The organism is Agrobacterium tumefaciens (assembly GCF_005221385.1).
Lineage (GTDB): Bacteria > Pseudomonadota > Alphaproteobacteria > Rhizobiales > Rhizobiaceae > Agrobacterium > Agrobacterium tomkonis.
Genome location: NZ_CP039903.1, coordinates 1,689,775 through 1,709,567, shown reverse-complemented (window position 1 = coordinate 1,709,567; position 19,793 = coordinate 1,689,775). Strand labels below are relative to the sequence as shown.

General features: G+C 60.4%; 17 protein-coding genes. 11 read left to right on the top strand and 6 right to left on the bottom strand.

The window, feature by feature from the left end:
* The first annotated feature begins 45 nt into the window (after positions 1-45).
* Both CFBP6623_RS08530 and CFBP6623_RS08525 read left to right on the top strand, forming a co-directional pair.
* Positions 46-1,452 (top strand): DegQ family serine endoprotease, encoded by a 1,407-nt coding sequence (locus tag CFBP6623_RS08530; protein WP_046798181.1) that lies wholly within the window; start codon positions 46-48, stop codon positions 1,450-1,452.
* Positions 1,449-2,765 (top strand): replication-associated recombination protein A, encoded by a 1,317-nt coding sequence (locus CFBP6623_RS08525; RefSeq protein ID WP_046798182.1) that lies wholly within the window; start codon positions 1,449-1,451, stop codon positions 2,763-2,765. The genes CFBP6623_RS08530 and CFBP6623_RS08525 overlap by 4 nt, the downstream gene beginning before the upstream one ends.
* A gap of 176 nt (positions 2,766-2,941) precedes the next feature.
* On the opposite strand, the gene CFBP6623_RS08520 is transcribed toward CFBP6623_RS08525, so the two are convergent.
* The gene (locus CFBP6623_RS08520; RefSeq protein ID WP_046798183.1) at positions 2,942-3,256 is read right to left on the bottom strand and encodes a DUF1883 domain-containing protein; all 315 of its coding nucleotides are present in this window, start codon (positions 3,254-3,256) and stop codon (positions 2,942-2,944) included.
* A gap of 251 nt (positions 3,257-3,507) precedes the next feature.
* On the opposite strand from CFBP6623_RS08520, the gene CFBP6623_RS08515 reads away from it, so the two are divergent.
* The 6 genes from CFBP6623_RS08515 (at position 3,508) to CFBP6623_RS08490 (ending at position 10,426) form a co-directional block, all read left to right on the top strand.
* A complete protein-coding gene (locus CFBP6623_RS08515) occupies positions 3,508-5,322 on the top strand; it encodes a methyl-accepting chemotaxis protein (protein ID WP_046798184.1) in 1,815 nt (604 codons plus the stop codon).
* Between the two features lie 35 nt (positions 5,323-5,357).
* Positions 5,358-5,681 (top strand): hypothetical protein, encoded by a 324-nt coding sequence (locus CFBP6623_RS26760; protein WP_162249007.1) that lies wholly within the window; start codon positions 5,358-5,360, stop codon positions 5,679-5,681.
* 44 nt (positions 5,682-5,725) lie between these two features.
* Positions 5,726-7,036 (top strand): extensin family protein, encoded by a 1,311-nt coding sequence (locus tag CFBP6623_RS08510; protein ID WP_046798185.1) that lies wholly within the window; start codon positions 5,726-5,728, stop codon positions 7,034-7,036.
* 779 nt (positions 7,037-7,815) lie between these two features.
* The gene (locus tag CFBP6623_RS08500; RefSeq protein WP_046798186.1) at positions 7,816-8,637 is read left to right on the top strand and encodes a sulfite exporter TauE/SafE family protein; all 822 of its coding nucleotides are present in this window, start codon (positions 7,816-7,818) and stop codon (positions 8,635-8,637) included.
* A 104-nt stretch (positions 8,638-8,741) separates the two neighbouring features.
* Positions 8,742-9,668 (top strand): ABC transporter ATP-binding protein, encoded by a 927-nt coding sequence (locus CFBP6623_RS08495; protein WP_046798187.1) that lies wholly within the window; start codon positions 8,742-8,744, stop codon positions 9,666-9,668.
* Positions 9,665-10,426: an ABC transporter permease gene (locus tag CFBP6623_RS08490; protein WP_046798188.1), complete on the top strand. Its 762-nt coding sequence runs from the start codon at positions 9,665-9,667 to the stop codon at positions 10,424-10,426. Before CFBP6623_RS08495 ends, CFBP6623_RS08490 begins: the two co-directional genes overlap by 4 nt.
* Positions 10,427-10,566: 140 nt before the next feature.
* Here CFBP6623_RS08490 and CFBP6623_RS08485 read toward each other — a convergent pair whose 3' ends face one another.
* The 5 genes from CFBP6623_RS08485 to CFBP6623_RS08465 all read right to left on the bottom strand — a co-directional run bounded on the left by CFBP6623_RS08485 (position 10,567) and on the right by CFBP6623_RS08465 (position 15,706).
* On the bottom strand, positions 10,567-11,352 hold the full coding sequence (locus CFBP6623_RS08485) for an SDR family oxidoreductase (RefSeq protein WP_046798189.1): 786 nt from the start codon (positions 11,350-11,352) through the stop codon (positions 10,567-10,569).
* Positions 11,353-11,376: 24 nt separating this feature from the next.
* Positions 11,377-12,336 carry a sugar-binding transcriptional regulator gene (locus CFBP6623_RS08480; RefSeq protein ID WP_046798190.1) on the bottom strand — a complete coding sequence of 320 codons (960 nt, stop codon included), beginning with the start codon at positions 12,334-12,336 and terminating at the stop codon, positions 11,377-11,379.
* A 20-nt stretch (positions 12,337-12,356) separates the two neighbouring features.
* The gene (locus tag CFBP6623_RS08475) at positions 12,357-13,826 is read right to left on the bottom strand and encodes an FGGY family carbohydrate kinase (RefSeq protein ID WP_046798191.1); all 1,470 of its coding nucleotides are present in this window, start codon (positions 13,824-13,826) and stop codon (positions 12,357-12,359) included.
* Positions 13,827-13,940: 114 nt separating this feature from the next.
* Positions 13,941-14,897 (bottom strand): transketolase family protein, encoded by a 957-nt coding sequence (locus tag CFBP6623_RS08470; RefSeq protein WP_046798192.1) that lies wholly within the window; start codon positions 14,895-14,897, stop codon positions 13,941-13,943.
* Complete coding sequence (locus CFBP6623_RS08465) at positions 14,897-15,706, bottom strand: transketolase (protein ID WP_046798193.1); 810 nt, start codon at positions 15,704-15,706, stop codon at positions 14,897-14,899. Before CFBP6623_RS08465 ends, CFBP6623_RS08470 begins: the two co-directional genes overlap by 1 nt.
* Before the next feature lie 440 nt (positions 15,707-16,146).
* On the opposite strand from CFBP6623_RS08465, the gene CFBP6623_RS08460 reads away from it, so the two are divergent.
* The 3 genes from CFBP6623_RS08460 (at position 16,147) to CFBP6623_RS08450 (ending at position 19,786) form a co-directional block, all read left to right on the top strand.
* A complete protein-coding gene (locus CFBP6623_RS08460; RefSeq protein WP_046798195.1) occupies positions 16,147-17,127 on the top strand; it encodes an ABC transporter permease in 981 nt (326 codons plus the stop codon).
* A gap of 132 nt (positions 17,128-17,259) precedes the next feature.
* Positions 17,260-18,189: a sugar ABC transporter substrate-binding protein gene (locus CFBP6623_RS08455; RefSeq protein ID WP_046798196.1), complete on the top strand. Its 930-nt coding sequence runs from the start codon at positions 17,260-17,262 to the stop codon at positions 18,187-18,189.
* A gap of 118 nt (positions 18,190-18,307) precedes the next feature.
* A complete protein-coding gene (locus CFBP6623_RS08450; RefSeq protein ID WP_046798197.1) occupies positions 18,308-19,786 on the top strand; it encodes a sugar ABC transporter ATP-binding protein in 1,479 nt (492 codons plus the stop codon).
* Positions 19,787-19,793 lie beyond the last annotated feature (7 nt).

Genomic DNA, 19,793 nt, shown 5'->3' with positions numbered 1-19,793 from the left:
CTTTGGCGTTATAACTCCATCATACTGATGACGATGAGGAATCACATGCGAAGCGTGTTGAAGTATCTGTCCACCGGCTTTCTCGCCGCGCTCATTCTCCTGCCTGCGGGCGCTCAGGCGCAAGACAACAAGACCGTGCCGGCAAGCCACACGGAAATGCAGCTTTCCTTCGCGCCGCTGGTCAAGCGCACCGCGGGTGCTGTGGTGAACGTCTATGCCGAGCGCGTCGTGCAGCGACGTCTGTCGCCTTTTGCCGGCGACCCGTTCTTCGAACAGTTCTTCGGCCAGCAGATGCCGAACCGCACGGAAAAGCAGTCGTCGCTCGGATCGGGCGTGATCGTTACCGCCGGCGGTCTTGTCGTGACCAACAACCACGTCATCGATGGTGCCGACGACATCAAGGTGGCGCTGGCCGATGGACGCGAGTTTTCCTCCAAGGTGCTGATGAAGGACGACCGCATCGATCTTGCCATTCTGCAGATCGATGCCAAGGAGCAGTTTCCGGTGCTGTCGCTCGGCAATTCGGATGCCATCGAGGTCGGTGATCTGGTGCTGGCCATCGGCAACCCCTTCGGGGTGGGCCAGACGGTGACGAGCGGCATCGTTTCGGGTCTGGCGCGCAACCAGGTGACGCAGGGCGATTTCGGCTTCTTCATCCAGACAGATGCTTCCATCAACCCCGGCAATTCCGGCGGTGCGCTGATGAACATGGCGGGTGAGCTGATCGGCATCAATACCGCGATCTTCTCCAAGGGCGGCGGGTCTAACGGCATCGGCTTTGCCATTCCGGCCAACCTCGTCCGCGTATTCGTCGCTGCGGCTGAGCGTGGGGATGCAAACTTTCAGCGTCCCTATATTGGTGCGACTTTCGATCCCGTTACGTCTGATGTCGCGGAGGCGCTCGGCCTGCATCGCGCCCGTGGTGCGCTCGTCGTCAGTGTCGTCAAGGATGGCCCGGCGGAGAAGGCGGGTATCGAGCCGGGACAGGTCATCACTGCCGTTGATGGTTTCGAGGTCGAGCATCCCGACGCTCTTGGTTATCGCCTGACGACGGCGGGCATCGGTAAATCCGCCGAGCTTACCGTGATGGACAAGGGTAAAGAAAAGAAGCTGACCATCGCACTCGACACGGCGCCGGAAACCGCGCCGCCTGATGAGCGCCTGATCGAGGGCCGCAACCCCTTTGCCGGCGCCACCGTCGCCAATCTTTCGCCGAAGCTTGCCGATGAGTTGCGCATGTCTTCGCAGGTGACAGGCGTGGTCATTACCGACGTGAAGCGCGGTTCGCCAGCCTATCGCGTCGGTTTCCAGCCGAAGGACGTCATCCTGTCGCTGAACGGCGCGGATATCGGCTCGACGGCTGCGGTCGAGAAGGCGCTGGATGACAATCCCGGTTTCTGGCGGGTGGAGATCCTGCGCGACGGGCAGCGCATCCGGCAGTTCCTGCGATGAGTGACGACCTCTTCGCCCCGCAAGTGCCTGTCGAGGTCGCCAATCGGCGGCCTCTTGCCGATCGCCTGCGTCCAAAGACACTGGCCGAGGTGAGCGGGCAGCCGCATCTGACGGGTGAGGAGGGCGTTCTGCGCCGCATGATCGACAGCGGCTCCCTGGGGTCGATGATCTTCTGGGGGCCGCCCGGAACCGGCAAGACCACGGTTGCCCGCCTGCTCTCCGGCGAGGCGGGGCTGGCTTTCGAGCAGATTTCGGCGATCTTTTCCGGTGTCGCTGATCTCAAGAAGGTATTCGAGGCGGCGCGCACCCGCCGGATGAACGGCCGGCAGACGCTGTTGTTCGTTGACGAGATACACCGTTTCAATCGCGCCCAGCAGGATAGCTTTCTGCCGGTCATGGAGGATGGCACCATCATTCTGGTGGGTGCCACCACCGAAAACCCGTCCTTCGAACTCAATGCCGCTCTTTTGTCGCGGGCGCGGGTGCTGACATTTGGTTCGCATGATGAGGATAGTCTCAGTGAACTTCTGAAGCGGGCCGAGGAGGCGGAGAGCAAACCCCTGCCATTGACGGAGGAGGCGCGGGCGAGCCTGATCCGCATGGCGGATGGCGACGGTCGTGCCGTGCTGACGCTTGCCGAAGAGGTCTGGCGGGCGGCGCGCAAGGATGAGACTTTCGATACCGAAGGGCTGACACGCATCGTGCAGCGACGCGCCCCGGTTTACGACAAGAGCCAGGACGGTCACTACAACCTCATTTCGGCGCTGCATAAGTCGGTTCGCGGCTCGGACCCGGATGCGGCGCTTTATTATCTCGCCCGCATGTTCGATGCCGGCGAGGACCCGCTTTATCTCGGGCGTCGGCTGGTGCGCATGGCGGTGGAAGATATCGGCCTTGCCGATCCGCAGGCGCTGGCGGTCTGTAATGCCGCCAAGGATGCCTATGATTATCTCGGTTCACCGGAGGGCGAGCTGGCGCTGGCGCAGGCCTGCGTCTATCTCGCCACCGCACCGAAATCCAACGCCGTTTACACCGCCTTCAAATCGGCAATGCGGGCGGCCAAGGAAAACGGCTCGCTGGTGCCGCCGAAACACATTCTCAATGCGCCGACCAAGCTGATGAAGGGCGAGGGTTACGGCGACGGCTACCGTTATGACCATGACGAGCCGGACGCTTTTTCGGGACAGGATTATTTCCCGGAAAAAATGGGTCGCACGACCTTTTACGATCCGCCCGACAGGGGTTTCGAGCGGGAAATTCGCAAACGTCTCGCCTGGTGGGCGAAGCTGCGCCGTGAGCGTGGCGCGGGGTAGGCGGCGTTCTTCACAAACAGAATCATGTGCTTGGCAAAAAGAGTCGTAAATCCGCGCTATCTATTTGTTTATTACCGAATTTCCGTCAAAATGCGTGGCGCTTTTACGCCCGTAAAATGCGTAAAAATGCTAGAGCGTTTCGCATTTCGGAGAAAAGCGGAAATGCTTTAAAGAAATCAGGACGCTTTGCGCTGCGGCGCGACCTGCGGCTGCGCCGGCAGCATCTTTACCGAGGACTCCGCCAGGCCACTATGCCCCTCGGCGTCGATCACCAGGTGCCAGTGCATCGTTTCCGGAATGGCGATGCGGATCGGTGATTTTTTCGCGACGCCGCCGAGATATTTGAAGTCGAGCAGTTCGGTGAAACGCTGAAAATTCGCGCCTGTCATCAGCCGCACATTGTTGACGGCCGACAGGGATATTTCAATGGTCGTCCCAGCCCGCAATTCCTTCAGGTCGTAGTGCGTAAAGCGGAAATTCGGCCGTGCCATCGCGTGCTTCCCATACCGTATATTTGGCAAAGGAGGATAGGACGCCAGAGTTAACGAGCCCTTTAAAGCCATGGGCACGCTTGTCGAATTTCGGACAGCCAGCCGCTTTTGAGTGGCTGCGAAGAGTATTGGCGGGGTTCGATGAGACGGTCGGGAATAATACTAACGTATAAGATGCGTATTTAATGATAATAAATTTTTCAACTTTAACATCGGCTGATGGGAATGCCATCGTCGGCGTTGGGGGGAATATGAAAAACGTTACGATATCTATGCGTCTTTATGCGCTTGTCGCATTGTTTCTGGCAATATTGACTGCGGCGCTGACATTCAGCCTTTTTGAAACCTTCCATGAGATGGAGCGCGAGCGCAAAGCCGGGCTTGCGGCGATGAACGAAACCGCCGTTGCCATTCTCGAGCAATATTATCGTCTGGAGCAGAGCGGCAGCCTGACACGGGAAGCCGCGCAGCAGCAGGCCAAAACGACAATTGCGGCGATGCGTTATGGCAATGGCAGCGGTTATTTCTGGATCAACGACATGCATCCCAAAATGGTGATGCATCCGATCAAGCCTGAAATGAACGGCACCGATCTTACCGCCAACAAGGATCCGAACGGCAAGGCGCTGTTCGTCGAATTCGTGAACACGGTGAAGGCGGGAGGTCAGGGCTTTGTTGATTATTATTGGCCGAAGCCCGGCGCGCCGGATCCGGTGGAGAAGTTCTCCCATGTCGCCGGTTTCGCGCCCTGGGGATGGATTGTCGGCACTGGTGTTTATGTGGACGATCTTGAGGCGGTGTTCTGGAGCGATGCCTATTTCAACATCGGTCTGTGCGTTCTCTCCGGTCTTCTGGTCATCGGCGTCGCGGCAGCCGTCGTACGCAGCGTGACGCGACCGATCGACCTTATCCGCCAAAGCATGAAGCGGATCGCCGACGGTGACGGCACGGCCGAAATCCAGTTCGCTGACCGCCGCAACGAAATCGGTGCGATTGCGAAAACGCTTTTGGTCTTGCGTGACAGCGTCAATGAGCGCAGCGCCCTGCAGGCCCGGGAGGCTGACCAGCAGCGGGCACTGGAAGAGGCGCGGCGAGGCAATGAGACGGTTCTGCGCTCCGCATCCGAACGTCAGGCCTTTGCCATGAGCCAGCTCGGCAATTCGCTGGAAGCGCTTGCGAATGGCGATCTGACCGTCGAGCTTGCCGATATCGGCGCGGATTACGAAAAACTGCGCATGGATTTCAACCGTGCCGTCAGCGCTTTGCACGGCGCCATTGAAGCCATTGCCAGAACCGGCCATGTCGTCAATGACAGCGCCTCTGACATCAGCGGCGCGACGGGTAATCTTTCGCGCCGGACCGAACAGCAGGCGGCGGCGCTGGAGGAGACGGCAGCGGCTCTTGATGAGATCACCGCCACCGTGCGCACCGCCTCCGAGCGCGCGAATGAGGCGCGGCAGATGGTACAGGACACGAAAACCAGCGCCGGCCGCTCAGGCGAGATCGTTCGCAACGCCGTCGATGCCATGGGCCGTATCGAGGATTCCTCGAAACGCATCGGGCAGATCATCTCGGTCATCGACGAAATCGCCTTCCAGACCAACCTTCTGGCGCTGAATGCCGGGGTTGAGGCCGCACGGGCGGGCGAGGCTGGACGTGGTTTTGCCGTGGTGGCGCAGGAGGTGCGCGAACTTGCGCAACGCTCCGCCAATGCGGCCAAGGAGATCAAGACCCTTATCAACCGTTCGGCGGAAGAGGTCGGCGGCGGTGTCGCGCTCGTGCGTTCCACGGGCGATGCGCTGGAGGAGATCGTGGCGCTGGTCAACCGCGTCGAAGGCCATGTGAATTCCATCGCCACGGCGGCGCGGGAGCAGGCGACCGGCCTGCAGGAGATCAATACCTCCGTCAACCACATGGACCAGATGACGCAGCAGAATGCCGCCATGGTGGAGGAGACGACGGCGGCCAGCCAGACGCTCGCCGAGGAAAGCCAGCAGCTGCGCTCGCTGCTTTCCCGTTTCGAACTTGGACAGGGGGCAGGGCGCGAGGTTTCTCGGGCGGCGTGAGTTGATCCGCTTGGGATTAATCGGAGGGCGCGGCTTTGGCTGCGCCCTTTTTGTTGCGGCTTAATTCTAGATGTCTTTCTGACGTTTTGGCACAGCACTTTGCGCATTTCAGCGGCTACTGTTTCACCAAGTTTTCTCCTCCCGTCATGCCGGCCTTGAGCCGGTATCCAGCCAGCCCAAGTCTTTGGGCTGAAAAGACTCTTCTCGCCGCGCTGACGCGCGTCGGCTGGATTCCGGCTCAAGGCCGGAATGACGGAAGCAATTTGTTTGCGCTGGGTTTTCGAACACCCCAAAACTGGCCGGTTCGTTATTTCCCGCAACCAATAAGGTTTCGTTTACCTCATTTCTTTAAAATTTGACCTGTATTGCCGCGTTTGCGGCCGCTGAAGGTACAGGTTCTCGTATGGCGTATGTTTCCCTTCCGCGTCGTCTTGTGACGTTGCTGATGATTTCCACGGTCATGGTGTCGTGTTCGGCGGAAGGCCTCGTGCCGCCGGCGGAGGTGGATGGCACCACGCGTGTCAGCGCCATAAGGTCGTCGCGGCAGCAGGGTTACAGCGCGCCGCCGGGCGCGGTCTATCAGGCCGAGCGGGCCGGGCAGGCCACCGATTATCCCGCAGCCGTGTCGCAGCCGATGCCGGAGCCTTACGCTTCGCAGGATCCCCTTCTGCAATCGCCGCAGGGTGGACAGGGTTATTCCACACTCGATACCCAGCATCAGGCGCGTATGGCCGCGAGCGGTCACAGCGCCACGACGCAGCCCATGCCAACTCAGGCGATGCCAACTCAGACGATGCAAAACCAGGCCATGTCCTCGCAGCCGATGGCTGACAGCCAGATTGCCGAAGGCGAGGGTGGGGTGAACATGGATTCCATGCTAGGCGTGGAACCGGTTCGCGGGCTTGCGGAAGAGCAGGATGCCGATATTGCCGAGGGCGTCTCGCAACAGCCGGTGGTGGATGGTATCGGCACCGACAATCCGGTGGCCGTCTCTCCTCCTCGCCGGCAGCAGAGCGCCGGTCAATCACGGTTGATACCGCCGCCACCCCTTGGCTCGTCTTCTCGCCGCCAACCGGTGGAGGAGGTTGCCATGTTGATGCCGAACGATCCGATGGCGCGCGGCGGGCAAAGCAACCGGTCGACCATGCCGCCCGGCGTCATGCCTTCCTCCGAGGTTGCCTGTCGCTCCGAGCTGCGTCGGCTCGGCGTCGCTTTCCGCGATGTTGCGCGTATCGCCGACGGTCCGACCTGCGGCATCGATTATCCGATCGAACTCAGCGGACTTGCCAGCGGCGTTGCCATCCGCCCGGCGGTGAAGCTCAATTGCCAGGTCACGCTCGCCTTCGCCAAATGGGTGAAGTTCGAACTCGTGCCATCCTCGCGCTTCCGTTATCTCTCGGGCGTCGGCCGCATCACGCCGATGGGTGGTTACTCCTGCCGCAAGATGAATTCGCGCTCCAGCAACCCGTGGTCGGAACATGCGCGCGGCAACGCCATCGATATCGGTACGATCACGCTCAAGAACGGCAAGGAAATCGACGTTCGCAGCAAAAACTTCTTCGCCTTCCGTGAAAAGGCTCTGCTGAAGGCGGTGAGGTCCGACAGCTGCAAATATTTCTCGACCGTTCTCGGGCCAGGCAGCGATCCCAACCACTGGAACCATTTTCACTTCGATCTGCGCACCCGCAAGTCGGGTTACAGGCATTGCGATTAGAGCGGCGAGAGATAAATCGAAATCGGTCCCGCCGCTCTCAGTTTTTGTTTGAGCATCGGATTTTGTAAAAACCACAATACAGTTTTCGTTTCGATGCTCTAGGTGTGAGTTTTCAGGAGGTTGTCCATTGGCAACGGACTGGAGGTGCGTGGGGCTTACCCCCTCTGCCCTGCCGGGCATCTCCCCCTCAAGGGGGGAGATCGATCTGCGGCAAGGTCTCGCCCATCTCAGCGCCGGCGAATGAAGCGGTGGTAGCGCCGCTTGCCGATCTCCCCCCTTGAGGGGGAGATGCCCGGCAGGGCAGAGGGGGGTAAGCCCCACGCACCTCCAGTCCGTTGCCAATGGACACCCCCCTGAAAGCTAACATCCAGGACGCTCGGTAAGACCTGCCTGGTGGTGCGGGACGATATTCGCTGGGCAGATCGGCGTTTGTTGTGACGCCGTGTATTTTCCGTCATTCCCGTCCCCGAAGCCCGAGGATGAGCCGGAATGACGGAGGGAGGGCGTTGGCATCCATCTCCCAACACATACGCCCCTGTCACATGCGCAAAAAAAACCGGCCCGAAGGCCGGTGAAAAAGACTGCCTTATCGGGGGGATATCGGCGTCTTTGCAAGGGCATAAAATGGGAAGCGATCCCATAGAGTGGTCGATCCGGTGCGGATGCGCGGCAAAAGACATCGCGCCGTACTGACCTGCGGCGAACATGGCTTGCCGCGTCTTTCTGATACGCTATGAGGGTCACATGTTTGTGACAACGGCGCCCGGGAGCCTGTTTTGATGCCCCCTGTTTCAGAGATAATGGTGTTTGCCGCCGCACTTGCGGCGGCGGGTGTTGTCGCCGGCCTTCTCGCAGGGCTGTTCGGCATCGGCGGTGGCGCGGTTCTGGTGCCGGTCTTTTACCACGTCTTCGGGCTTCTGGATGTGCCGGAGGCGGTGCGCATGCATCTTTCGCTTGGTACGTCGCTTGCCATCATCGTGCCGACCTCCATCCGCTCGTTTCTGACCCATCGCCAGAAAGGCGCCGTCGATATCGATCTCCTGAAGGGCTGGATCGTCGCCGTGCCGCTTGGCACCATCCTCGCATCCGTCGTGGCCGCCTATGCCTCCAGCGTCGCGCTCCGCCTGATCTTCGCCTTCATCGCGCTGGCGCTCGCCTTCCGGATGGTTTTCAACCGGGCGAGCTGGCAACTCGGCTCCGACCTGCCGAAAAATCCGGGCCGTTTTCTGGTGGGAACCGGTATCGGGCTTTTTTCCGGCCTGATGGGTGTGGGCGGCGGGGTGATGAACAATACCTTCATGACGCTTTACGGGCGATCCATTCACCAGGCGGTTGCCACGTCCTCCGGCGTTGGTGTGCTGATTTCGCTGCCGGGGCTGCTGGGTTACATCTGGGCCGGTTGGGGGGATGCGGGCCTGCCGCCGTTTTCAACCGGCTTCATCAACTGGATCGCCGTGGTGCTCCTGATCCCCATTACTCTCGTGGTTGCGCCCTATGGTGCGCGGCTGGCGCATGCGCTCAGCAAAAAGCAGCTGGAGCGAGCTTTCGGGGTGTTTCTGGTCTTCGTCGCGGCGCAGTTTTTCTACAGCGTTTACGGCTGATTTTCCTCGATTGCCGAACGCAGTGTTCAGGCCTCCGGGCTGGCATTTGCGCGTTCCACGGCCTATATGGCGTGCATCTTACTCGGTTTTTCGAAAGATTCGCGATGAATGCCATTGTTTCGATACGGAATCTGACCAAATCCTACGCAAATGGCTTTCAGGCGCTCAAAGGCGTCAGCCTTGATATCAGAGAGGGAGAAATTCTCGCTCTTTTGGGTCCGAACGGTGCCGGCAAGACGACGTTGATCTCCATCGTTTGTGGTCTCGTCAATCCGGGCGAAGGTTCCGTTTTTGTCGGCGGGCATGATGTGGTGAAGGATTTTCGCCAGACCCGCGCCCTGATCGGCCTCGTGCCGCAGGAGCTGACGACGGATATGTTCGAGACCGTATGGAACACGGTAAGCTTCTCGCGTGGCCTGCACGGGCAAAAGAAGAACCCGCAACTGATCGAAAGCGTTCTGAGGTCCCTGTCCTTGTGGGACAAGAAAGACAACATGCTGCGGGAGCTATCCGGCGGCATGAAACGGCGCGTGCTGATCGCCAAGGCGCTTGCACACGAGCCGAAGGTACTGTTCCTCGACGAGCCGACCGCCGGCGTCGACGTGACCCTGCGCCGCGACATGTGGAATGTCGTTTCCGAGCTGCGCACCAAGGGCGTCACCATCATTTTGACCACGCATTACATCGAGGAGGCGGAAGAGATCGCCGACCGTGTTGGCGTCATCAATGGCGGCGAGCTGTTGCTGGTGGAAGAAAAGACGGCGCTGATGAAGAAACTCGGACGCAAGCAGCTTTTCCTTGAACTCGCGCAGCCGGTGGAAACCTTGCCCGACAGTCTCGCGCCCTTCGGCCTGACGCTTTCGGATGATCGTTGTACGCTCACCTATGAAATCGAGGACAACGGCGAGCAGGGCCGCATCGCCGATCTTCTGGGCGCTCTTTCCGCCGCCAACATCCATTTCAAGGATATTTCCACGCGGCAGAGTTCGCTTGAGGATATCTTCGTTTCGCTGGTGGGAGGCCAGAAATGAATTTCGAAGCCATCAAGTCCATCTATCTGTTCGAAATGGCGCGCACGCGGCGCACACTGTTGCAGAGCGTGATTTCGCCGGTCATCTCAACATCGCTTTATTTCATCGTGTTCGGAACCGCGATCGGTTCGCGGATTCAGGAAGTTGGCGGCGTTTCCTACGGCGCTTTCATAACGCCCGGCCTGATCATGCTGACGCTTCTGACCCAGTGCATCAGCAACGGCTCCTTCGGCATCTATTTCCCGAAATTCACCGGCACGGTCTATGAGATATTGTCCGCACCCGTATCGATGACGGAAATTGTCGCCGGTTATGTCGGGGCGGCGGCGACCAAGGGGCTGATGATCGGCACGATTATTCTGATCACGGCCACCTTCTTCGTGGATATCCACATTGCCCATCCGTTCATGATGGTGCTGTTTTTCGTGCTGACGGCTATCAGTTTCAGCCTGTTCGGCTTCATCATCGGCATCTGGGCGACGAATTTCGAGCAGCTGAACCTCATCCCCATGCTGGTGGTGCCGCCGCTGACGTTCCTCGGCGGCAGCTTCTATTCCATCGACATGCTGCCACCCTTCTGGCAGACGGTCAGCCACTTCAACCCGGTGCTTTATCTCATCAGCGGTTTCCGCTGGAGTTTTTACGAGATCGCCGACGTCAATCCCGTCATCAGCCTTGCGATGATCACGCTGTTTCTGGCGCTGTGCCTCGGTGTTGTCGGCTGGATGTTCAAGACGGGTTACCGGCTGCGCAACTGACATTGCGGATTACTGCCTGTCACTGAAGACTTCTCTACAGTGCCGTCATCCTCGGGCTTGACCCGAGGATCCATGGTTGCGCGGGGATGGATCCTCGGGTCAAGCCCGAGGATGACGGAAGAGAGAGGTCGCAAGGCCCCTCAAGACATGATCAACCCACCATCGACATTGATCGTCTGGCCGGTGATGTATGCCGCATCGTCGGAAGCCAGAAACGCCACCAGTGCGGCCACTTCGGCGGGCGTTCCCGCGCGGCGCATGGGGATGTTGCGCACCCATTCGGCCATCAGTTCGCCGGGCTTGTAATCGCCGAGCATCTGGCCCCAGACGCGGTCGTTATAATCCCACATTTCGGTATGGATGATGCCGGGGCAAATGGCGTTGACGGTGATGCCTTCCGGAGCGAGTTCCTTGGCAAGGCTTTGGGTCAGGCCGATAACGCCGAACTTCGAGGCGGCGTAATGCGGGGTGTAGATGAAGCCCTGACGCGCCTGGCCGGAAGCGGTGTTGACGAGGCGGCCCTTGGTGCCGCTGGCGCGGAAGCGGCGGATCGCCTCCTGGCAGCACAGGAACGCGCCCTTGGTGTTGACGTCGAGATTGAAATCCCACTGTTCCTGCGTCAGCTCTTCAATCTTTGAAATGGTGATGACGCCGGCATTCTGGACGGAGATGGAAAGCGGGCCGATCGCCTCTTCGGCTGCGCCATAGGCGTCGCGCACCGCTGCCGCATCGCGCACATCGAGGATGATGCCATGGGTAATGGTGCCGGTTTCGTCCGCCAGTTTTCTGGCGGCGTCATGGGTGTCCTTGTCGACAGAGGCGATGGCGACTTTAGCGCCTTCCTCGGCAAAACGGCGGGCTATGCCGTAACCGATGCCCTTGTTGCCTCCGGTCACGAATACGGATTGACCTTCAAAGCGCCTCATGTCTCCTCCTTTATGGGATTTTGGCTATGTTTCTTTGCCGACCAGTCGTTCGGCGGTGAATTTATCGGTGACGAGCACGTCGATCACACCGGTTCTGAGCGCGCCTGCAATTGCCTCGGTCTTTTTCGAGCCGCCTGCGAGTGCAATGACGCGATCGACATTAGAGAGGTTTTCCAGCGGCAGGCCGATGACCCGGTCGTCGAGCGGCGTCTTCACCGGCTTGCCGTCCTTGTCGAAGAAGCGCAGCGAGATGTCGCCCACCGCACCCGCCTGGGCTAGATCGGCCAGTTCCTTGGCGGAAAAGATGTTGCCGGACCGGGCAAGAAGCTCCGATGGTTCGACGGCACCGACGCCGACAATGGCGAGCGTGATGGACCCGAAGAGATCGATGGTTTCGCGCACGAAGGGATCGGCGAGCATCAAAAGCTTGGCTTCGCGCGAGGTGGCGACGCCCGGCACCGGCAGCAGTTTCGGTTCGGCTTCCGTCAACCGGGCCAGCCGGGTGGTGATCTGGGTCGCATGCGTTTGCACGGAAGGATCGCCCATGCCGCCCAGCGTCTGGACGATATAACGCGCCTTGGCACCTTTAAGCGGATGGATGTTTTCCACCATCTTGAAGATCGTCTGGCTCCAGCTGGAAACACCGATGATCTCGTTCTGCGACAGCGTCACCTCGAGGAAATGCGCCGCTGCCTCGCCAATGCGGGCCATGATCGCGCCATCGCGATCCTCGCTGCAATCGACGACGATGGCTTCCGGCAGGTCGAAACGTTCGCGCAGCTGCGCTTCCAGATCGCTATAGGTGCCGGGCGGTGGAATTATGCTGGTGCGGACGATGCCTTCCGCCTCGGCGCGCTTCAACATGCGCGAGACGGTTGCCTGCGAGAGATTGAGATGCTGCGCAATTTCCGCCTGACGCTTGTGCTCGCTGAAATACATCTGCGCCACGCGGGAAATCATTCGAAGTTCGTTTAGCCTGCCCATAAGCCCTCCAGGGTGAATTTTTATTCACCATTACCCGAGGTTACAGGCAAGGTCGAGCGGGCAATCGCGTCGCGCCAGACGCTGAGCCGCTGGCTGTTTTCGCTCGCGGACGGCGCGATGATGTTGCCGTTGCTGTTCAACGCCGCGATTGCATCGAGATCGCTCCAGACACCGAGGGCGAGGCCGGCGAGATAGGCTGCACCCAGTGCTGAGGCTTCCGGCGCGTCGCGTTGGGTGACTGGGTGTTCCAGCATATCGGCGACGCATTGCATCAGGAAACGGTTCTGGCTCGGCCCACCATCCACGAATAGTCGCCCGAAGCCGGAAGGCGACTGCGCGCGCATGGCGGCAAAGACGTCATGGACCTGAAAGGCGATGGAATCGGTGACGGCGCGGGCCATCTGGGCACGGGTGGTGCTGAAATTTATCTGGGAGAACAAGGCCCGGGCATGCGTGTCCCAATAGGGCGCGCCGAGGCCAACGAAGGCCGGTACGAAACCTGGACCTTCGGGTTCTGCCGTGGCGGCAAGCTCTACGAGGGCAGCGACATCCGGCAGGCCGAGAATGTCGGTCATCCAGGGCAGGGAGGCTGCCGAAACGAGAATATTGCCTTCAAAGGCGAAGGTCGGTTTGCCGCCGAGCCGCCATGCAACGGTGGTCGTGATGCCGCGTTCGGGCGCGATGAAATGCGGCAGGGTCGTCATGACTGACGAGCCGGTGCCGAACGTCACCTTGCCGTCACCGGGATTGAAGGCGCCGTGGCCGAAGAGGGCTGCGTGGCTGTCGCCGATGGCGGCGAGGATCGGTGTGCCGTCCTTGATACCGGGAACGCCCGATGTGACGCCAAAATCGCCGCTGCTGTCGCGCAGGTCCGGCAGAGTGTTGATATCGATGCCGAAGAGCTCGCAAAGCTCATCGCTCCAGACCTGCCGGTTGAGATCGAGCACCTGGCTGCGGGCGGCGTTGGAAGCATCGCAGGCATGGACCTTGCCGCCGGTGAAGCAATGGATCAACCAGCTATCGATGGTGCCGAGGCGGAGCTTGCGGCCCTTCGGCGCGCGCTCCAGAAGCCAGCGCATTTTTGCGCCCGGAAACATCGGGTCGATCGGCAGGCCGGTCAGCGCCATGACGCGCTCGGAATGGCCCTTTTTGATCAGTTCGGCGCAGTCCTGCGCCGTGCGGCGGCATTGCCAGCTGAGCACCGGGCCGAGCGGCTCGCCGGTTTCGCCATCCCAGATGGTCACGGATTCGCGCTGGTTGGAGATGGCGATGGCCGCGACATCAACGTCAGAAGGCGAGGCGGCAAGGCAAGCGGAGATTGCCTCGCGGACCGAGGCCCAGATGCGCTGCGGCTCCTGTTCCACCCAGCCGGGCTGCGGATAGGCGATGCCGACCGGTGATGAGCCGCGCGCCAGCAGCTCTCCGCTTTCCGAGACGAGAATGGCCTTGGAATTGGTGGTGCCCTGATCGATGGACAGAATGGCGCGCATCACGTGAGTCTTTCGTCGGCAGTTTTTCGTTTCGCCGTGCGGCGATTAAACGAGGATATTGCAGAAAGGGTTCGCCGCGCATCCGAAGACACGCGACGACTCTGGGAGGAGACTTTATTTTCTCTTGATCAGCGCTTCGGCCGCATCCGCAATGGCCGCCGGCGCCATGCCGAATTCATCGAGCAACCATTCGGCGGAACCGGTGTGAGCAAAGACGCCGGGAACGCCGAGGCGCTTCATCGGCACGGGGGCCTGATCGACCACAACTTCGGCAACGGCAGACCCAAGGCCGCCGAAGATCGAATGTTCCTCTGCCGTCAGGATCGCGCCGGTTTCGGTCGCTGCGGCGACGATGGCCGCCTCATCGATGGGGCGCACGGTCGCCATGTTCAGTACGCGGGCCTTGATGCCGCGGCTTGCCAGAATATCGGCGGCCTTGACGATGCGGTGGGTCAGCGTGCCGTTGGCGATCAGCGTCAGATCGGAACCCTCGCGCAAAAGATTGGCGCGGCCGAGTTCGAAGACATGGCCTTCCGGCAGCAGATCCGGCACGCCGACGCGTGACAGGCGCAGGAAGCAGGGGCCGGCATAGTCCGCCGCCCATTTGACGGCGGCGGCCGTTTCGATGCGGTCGCAGGGGGCGATGACCGGCAGGTTTGGCAGAACGCGGGTCCAGGCAAAGTCCTCGATGGAGTGGTGCGTCGGGCCGAGTTCGCCATAGGCCATGCCCGACGAAATGCCGATCAGCTTCACATTGGCGTTGGAGTAAGCAAGGTCGGCCTTGATCTGCTCCAGCGCGCGGCCGGTGAGGAAGCAGGATGCGCCGCAGACGAAGGGCAGCTGGCCGCCATTGGCAAGACCGGCGCCGACGCCGACCATGTTCTGTTCGGCAATGCCGACATTGACGAGGCGCTCGGGGAATTTCGACTTGAAGCCGCCGAGCTTCGAGGAGCCGACCGAATCGTTGCAGACGGCGACGACCTTGTCATTGCCGGCGGCCAGCGCCTCCAGCGTTTCGGCGAAGGCGTCGCGGCAGTCATACAGTTTGGCGGCGGTTACGGGCGCGTTCATCACAATGTCTCCGAAAGTTCTTTGACGGCGATTTCATATTGTTCCCTGCTCGGAACCTTATGGTGCCAGTCGACGCGGTCCTGCATGAAGGAAATGCCGTGACCCTTGTTTGTGTGGGCGACGATGCAATGCGGGCGATTGCCGCGATACTCCAGCGCCGGAACCACTTCCGCCATGGCGTTGCCGTTGATTTCGCTGACTTCCCAGCCGAAAGCCTCGAGCTTCGGGCGAAGCGGCGCGACATCATTGGTTTCCGAAAGCGCCGCACCCTGCTGGAAGCGGTTGTGGTCGACGATCAGCGTCAGATTGTTCAGGCCGAACTGTGCGGCGGACATGATGGCTTCCCAGTTGGAGCCTTCCTGCATCTCGCCGTCACCGGTCATCACATAGGTGTGGTAGTCCGCGCCGGAAAGCTTGGCCGCCTTCGCCATGCCGACAGCGACGGGCAATCCATGGCCGAGCGGGCCGGTATTTGTTTCGACACCCGGCACCTTGTTACAGTTCGGGTGGCCGTTGAGGCGCGAATTCGGCTGCAGGAAGGTCGAGATTTCCTCTTCCGGGATGAAGCCGCGCTTGGCGAGCGTCACATAAAGCGCGCAGGCCGTGTGGCCCTTCGAAAGCACGAAACGATCGCGCGCAGGGTTCTTCGGATCATCTGGCCAGATGCGCAATACGCGGAAATAAAGGGCCGTCATGATGTCGATAGCGGACATTTCGCCGCCGACATGGCCCGCACCCGCTTCGAAAACAGCCTGTACGTCGCGAAGGCGAATCTGGCGCGCAATGCGCTCTAGCTCCTGGGACTGCATGGAATCCTCTTCAAAACATGCGTGTGAATATTTATACAGCTATTTATATAATTGCAGAGATGGCGTTTCTGTCAAGCCGGAATTGCGGATTCTCTTGTTTCAATTCGTGCTGGTTATTTCTGCCGCTACATTCGCATTCATGGTGAAGAGCATCTCCACCGCCCTCATTCCTGTGCTTGTCACAGGAATCCAGTCAGCCCAAGTCCTTGGGCTGAAAGGGCTCTTCCCGCCGTGCAGGCGCGCGTCGGCTGGATTCCTGTGACGAGCGCAGGAATGAGGTGGGGAGGCGCAAGTCTCCAGCTCTCCCATCTTGCGCAAGGCCTGCCTCGCCATCCAAGCCTATTGACAAGCTTCTCAGAACTGGCTTATGCATGTTTCACCGATGATGAATAATTATTCTAATCGGTTTAAAAAATGCAAGACAGTCACCGGGAGGAGCCATGTCCGCGATTGAACGCAATGAGGGGGTCACACACACCAGGAGCCCGCTTGCCTGGCTGAGTGGTGCGACCGGACCTCTTTTGGGCCTGCTGCTGCTCTGCGTGTTTCTGACTTTCGCCAGCGAGAACTTCCTGTCGCTCAGAAACGGTCTGAACATTCTCGACCAGATCACCGTTCTCGGCATCATGGCCGTTGGCATGACCTTCGTGATCCTGCTCGGCGGCATCGATCTGTCTGTTGGTTCGGTTCTGGCGCTGTCGATGATGATCATGGGCTGGACGGCTAATGTCGCGGGAATGCCGATGGGCATGGCCATCGTGCTGGCGCTTGTCGCCTCTGCCGCCTGCGGCCTTGTGGTCGGTATTCTCGTCACCGCTTTCCGGGTGCCTGCCTTTATTGCCACGCTGGCAATGATGTCGGTGGCGCGCGGACTTGCCAATATGATCACCGACGGCCAGCAGATCGTCGGTTTTCCTGACTGGTTCATGATGCTGGCGATTGAGCGCCATTTCGGCGTGCTGACCGCAACCGTGCTTTTGATGCTGGTCGTGGTGCTGATTTCCTGGGCGTTCCTGCGTTTCCGTTCGGAAGGCCGCACCGTTTATGCGGTGGGTGGCAACCCGGAAGTGGCGCGTCTTGCCGGCATCAACGTGCCGTTGGTGACGATCTGCGTTTATGTCGCCTGCGCGGTTCTCGCCGGTCTTGCCGGTATCGTTCTCGCCGCACGTCTCGACTCGGTACAGCCCTCCAGCGGCTTCGGTTACGAGCTGGATACGATTGCGGCCGTCGTCATCGGTGGAACCTCGCTTTCGGGCGGTGCGGGCGGCATTGGCGGAACGCTGATCGGCGTGCTGATCATCGGCGTGCTGCGCAACGGCCTCAACCTGCTCAACGTTTCTCCCTTTCTCCAGCAGGTCATCATCGGTGTCGTCATCGTGCTGGCCGTGGGTGCTGAAACTTTGCGCCGCCGCAGAAGCTGAATTTGCCTGCGGATGGTGCTGAGCCGTCCGCGCAATAAACGACCCTCCCGGCATGGGAGGCGTGAAAAACGGCCGGAGGGGAGGAGGTTCGATCTGCCCGAAGGTCAACAATCAACAAATGGAGGAATAATCATGAAATTTTCACGCATTCTGCTGACATCCGCTGCCCTTCTCGCCCTGTCGCTCGGCCAGGCCAATGCCGCCGAAGTCAAGAAGATCGGCCTTGCCGTCGCCAATCTGCAGGCGAACTTCTTCAACCAGATCAAGCAGGCCGTCGAAGCCGAAGCCAAGACGCGCGGCATTGCCGTCGTCACCGTTGACGCCAAGGGTGACGGCCCGACGCAGGTGAACCAGATTCAGGATCTGCTGACCCAGAATATCGATGCGCTGATCTATATTCCGGCCGGTGCCGCTGCCGCGACCGTTCCGGTGAAGCTTGCGAAAGCCGCCGGCGTTCCGGTCATCAACATCGACCGCAATGCCGATGGCGCGCCGGGCGATACCTTCCTCGCCACCGATTCCGTCGCTTCCGCCAAGTCGGTTTGCGATTACATCATCAAGCAGGCCGGCGGTTCGGGCAAGATGGTCATCATCCATGGCCAGAAGGGCACGACACCGGAAGTGGACCGCACCAAGGGCTGCATGGAATCGGTAAACGCCAATTCCGGCGTGAAGATCGTTGCCGAACAGTGGTCCAACATGTGGAGCCAGGACGAAGGCTTCCAGATCATGCAGAACATTCTGCAGGCGAACCCCGACGTTTCCATCGTCTTTGCGCAGGCCGACGGGCTGGCACTCGGCGCGGCACAGGCGATCAAGGTTGCCAACCCTTCGCAGAAGATCGTCGTTGGCGGTTTCGATGGCGACACGGCAGCCCTTGAGGCGCTGAAGAACGGCGTGTTCGACGTGACCGCGACACAGCAGACCCAGAAGATGGGCCGCATGGCTGTCGAGATGGCCGTCAAGATCGTCGGCGGCGAGAAGGTTCCGGCCGTGCAGCTCTCCGATGCGACGCTGACGACCAAGGAAAATGTCGAAGGCTTCATCGCCAACCACCCCTGATCCCGTTGCCCCGCGCGTCCAATCTGATGCGCGGGGCATTCATTGGTTTGTCTTTAGGTTATTTCGGACGCAAGGTTTCGGGCATTCCCGCTGCTTACGTGTCCTGGGAGGTCCCGTCATGCGCGAGCCGGTTCTTTCGCTCCGTGGCATCAGCAAACGTTACGGTCCGCTTGAGGTTCTGAAAGCCGTCGATCTCGACGTCTATCCGGGCGAAGTGGTGGCCTTGCTGGGTGAAAACGGTGCGGGCAAATCCACGCTGTCAGGCATCATCGCCGGTTCGCGTGAGCCGTCCGAAGGCAAGATGACATGGCTTGGGCAGCCCTATGCGCCGTCGTCCCCGCGTGAAGCGATCGACAAGGGTGTCGTTCTGATCCATCAGGAACTGAAGCTTCTGCCGGAACTTTCCATTGCCGAAAATGTCTTCATTGGCCGCTGGCCGATGAAGAATGGCGTTGTCGACCGCGCCGAGATGGTGCGCAGAGCACAGCAGCAGCTGGCGCGCCTCAACCTGCACATTCCCGCGACCCGCAAGGTGGCCGGTCTCTCGACTGCGAACCAGCAGTTGATCGAAATCGCCAAGGCGCTGGCGCTCGACGCCAAGCTCCTGATCCTCGACGAGCCGACGGCGGCACTTGGCGGTGCGGAAACGCAGGCGCTGTTCGAGCAGGTGCGCAAGCTGCGCGCCGAGGGCGTGGGCATCATCTATATTTCCCACCGCATGGAAGAGATCAAACAGATCACCGACCGCATCGTCGTGTTGCGCGACGGCGAACGGGTGCATGAATTTGCCGATAGCGCGACTCCGGTGCGCACCATCGTCGAAAGCATGGTCGGCCGCTCGCTGGAGCGCCTGTTCCCGGCGTTGCCGGAACCGCAGGACAAGATGGTGCTGGAGGTCAAGGGGCTGACCGGCGCGGACAATGCTTTCCGCGACATCAGCTTCGGCGTTCGTGCCGGTGAAATCCTCGGCATTGCCGGGCTGATCGGCGCGGGACGCACCGAACTGGTGCGGGCTATTTCCGGTGCCGATCCGACGAGTGCGGGTGAGGTGTTGCTGGACGGCAAGGTGCTGACGTTGAAAAGCCCGGCGGATGCCATCGCCAGGGGCATCGTCATGGTGCCGGAAGACCGCAAATTGCAGGGGCTGGTGGTGGAGCACGAGATCGGTGAAAACCTGATCTATGCCAATCTCGACCGCGTCGGCACCGGCTGGATCACGCCACGCATCAAGCGCGCCTTTACCAGGGAAGCAATCGCCAAATTCGGCGTCAAAGGCCGCAGCGAACAGCCGGCATCCGATCTTTCCGGCGGCAACCAGCAGAAGGTGGTCATTGCCAAGTGGCTTGCCCGCAATCCGCGCGTGGTGGTGCTGGACGAGCCGACCCGCGGCATCGATGTCGGCGCACGGGCGGGCATCTACGATATTATCGTCGGTCTGGCGAAAGACGGCGTCGCCGTCATCGTCGTCAGCTCCGATCTGGAAGAGGTGCTGGGCGTTTCGAACCGCATCCTCGTGCTTGCGCAGGGAAAACAGGCCGGCATCCTCAACCGCGACGAAGCAAACGACGTCTCGGTCATGGAACTGGCGACCATCTGAAGAAGGA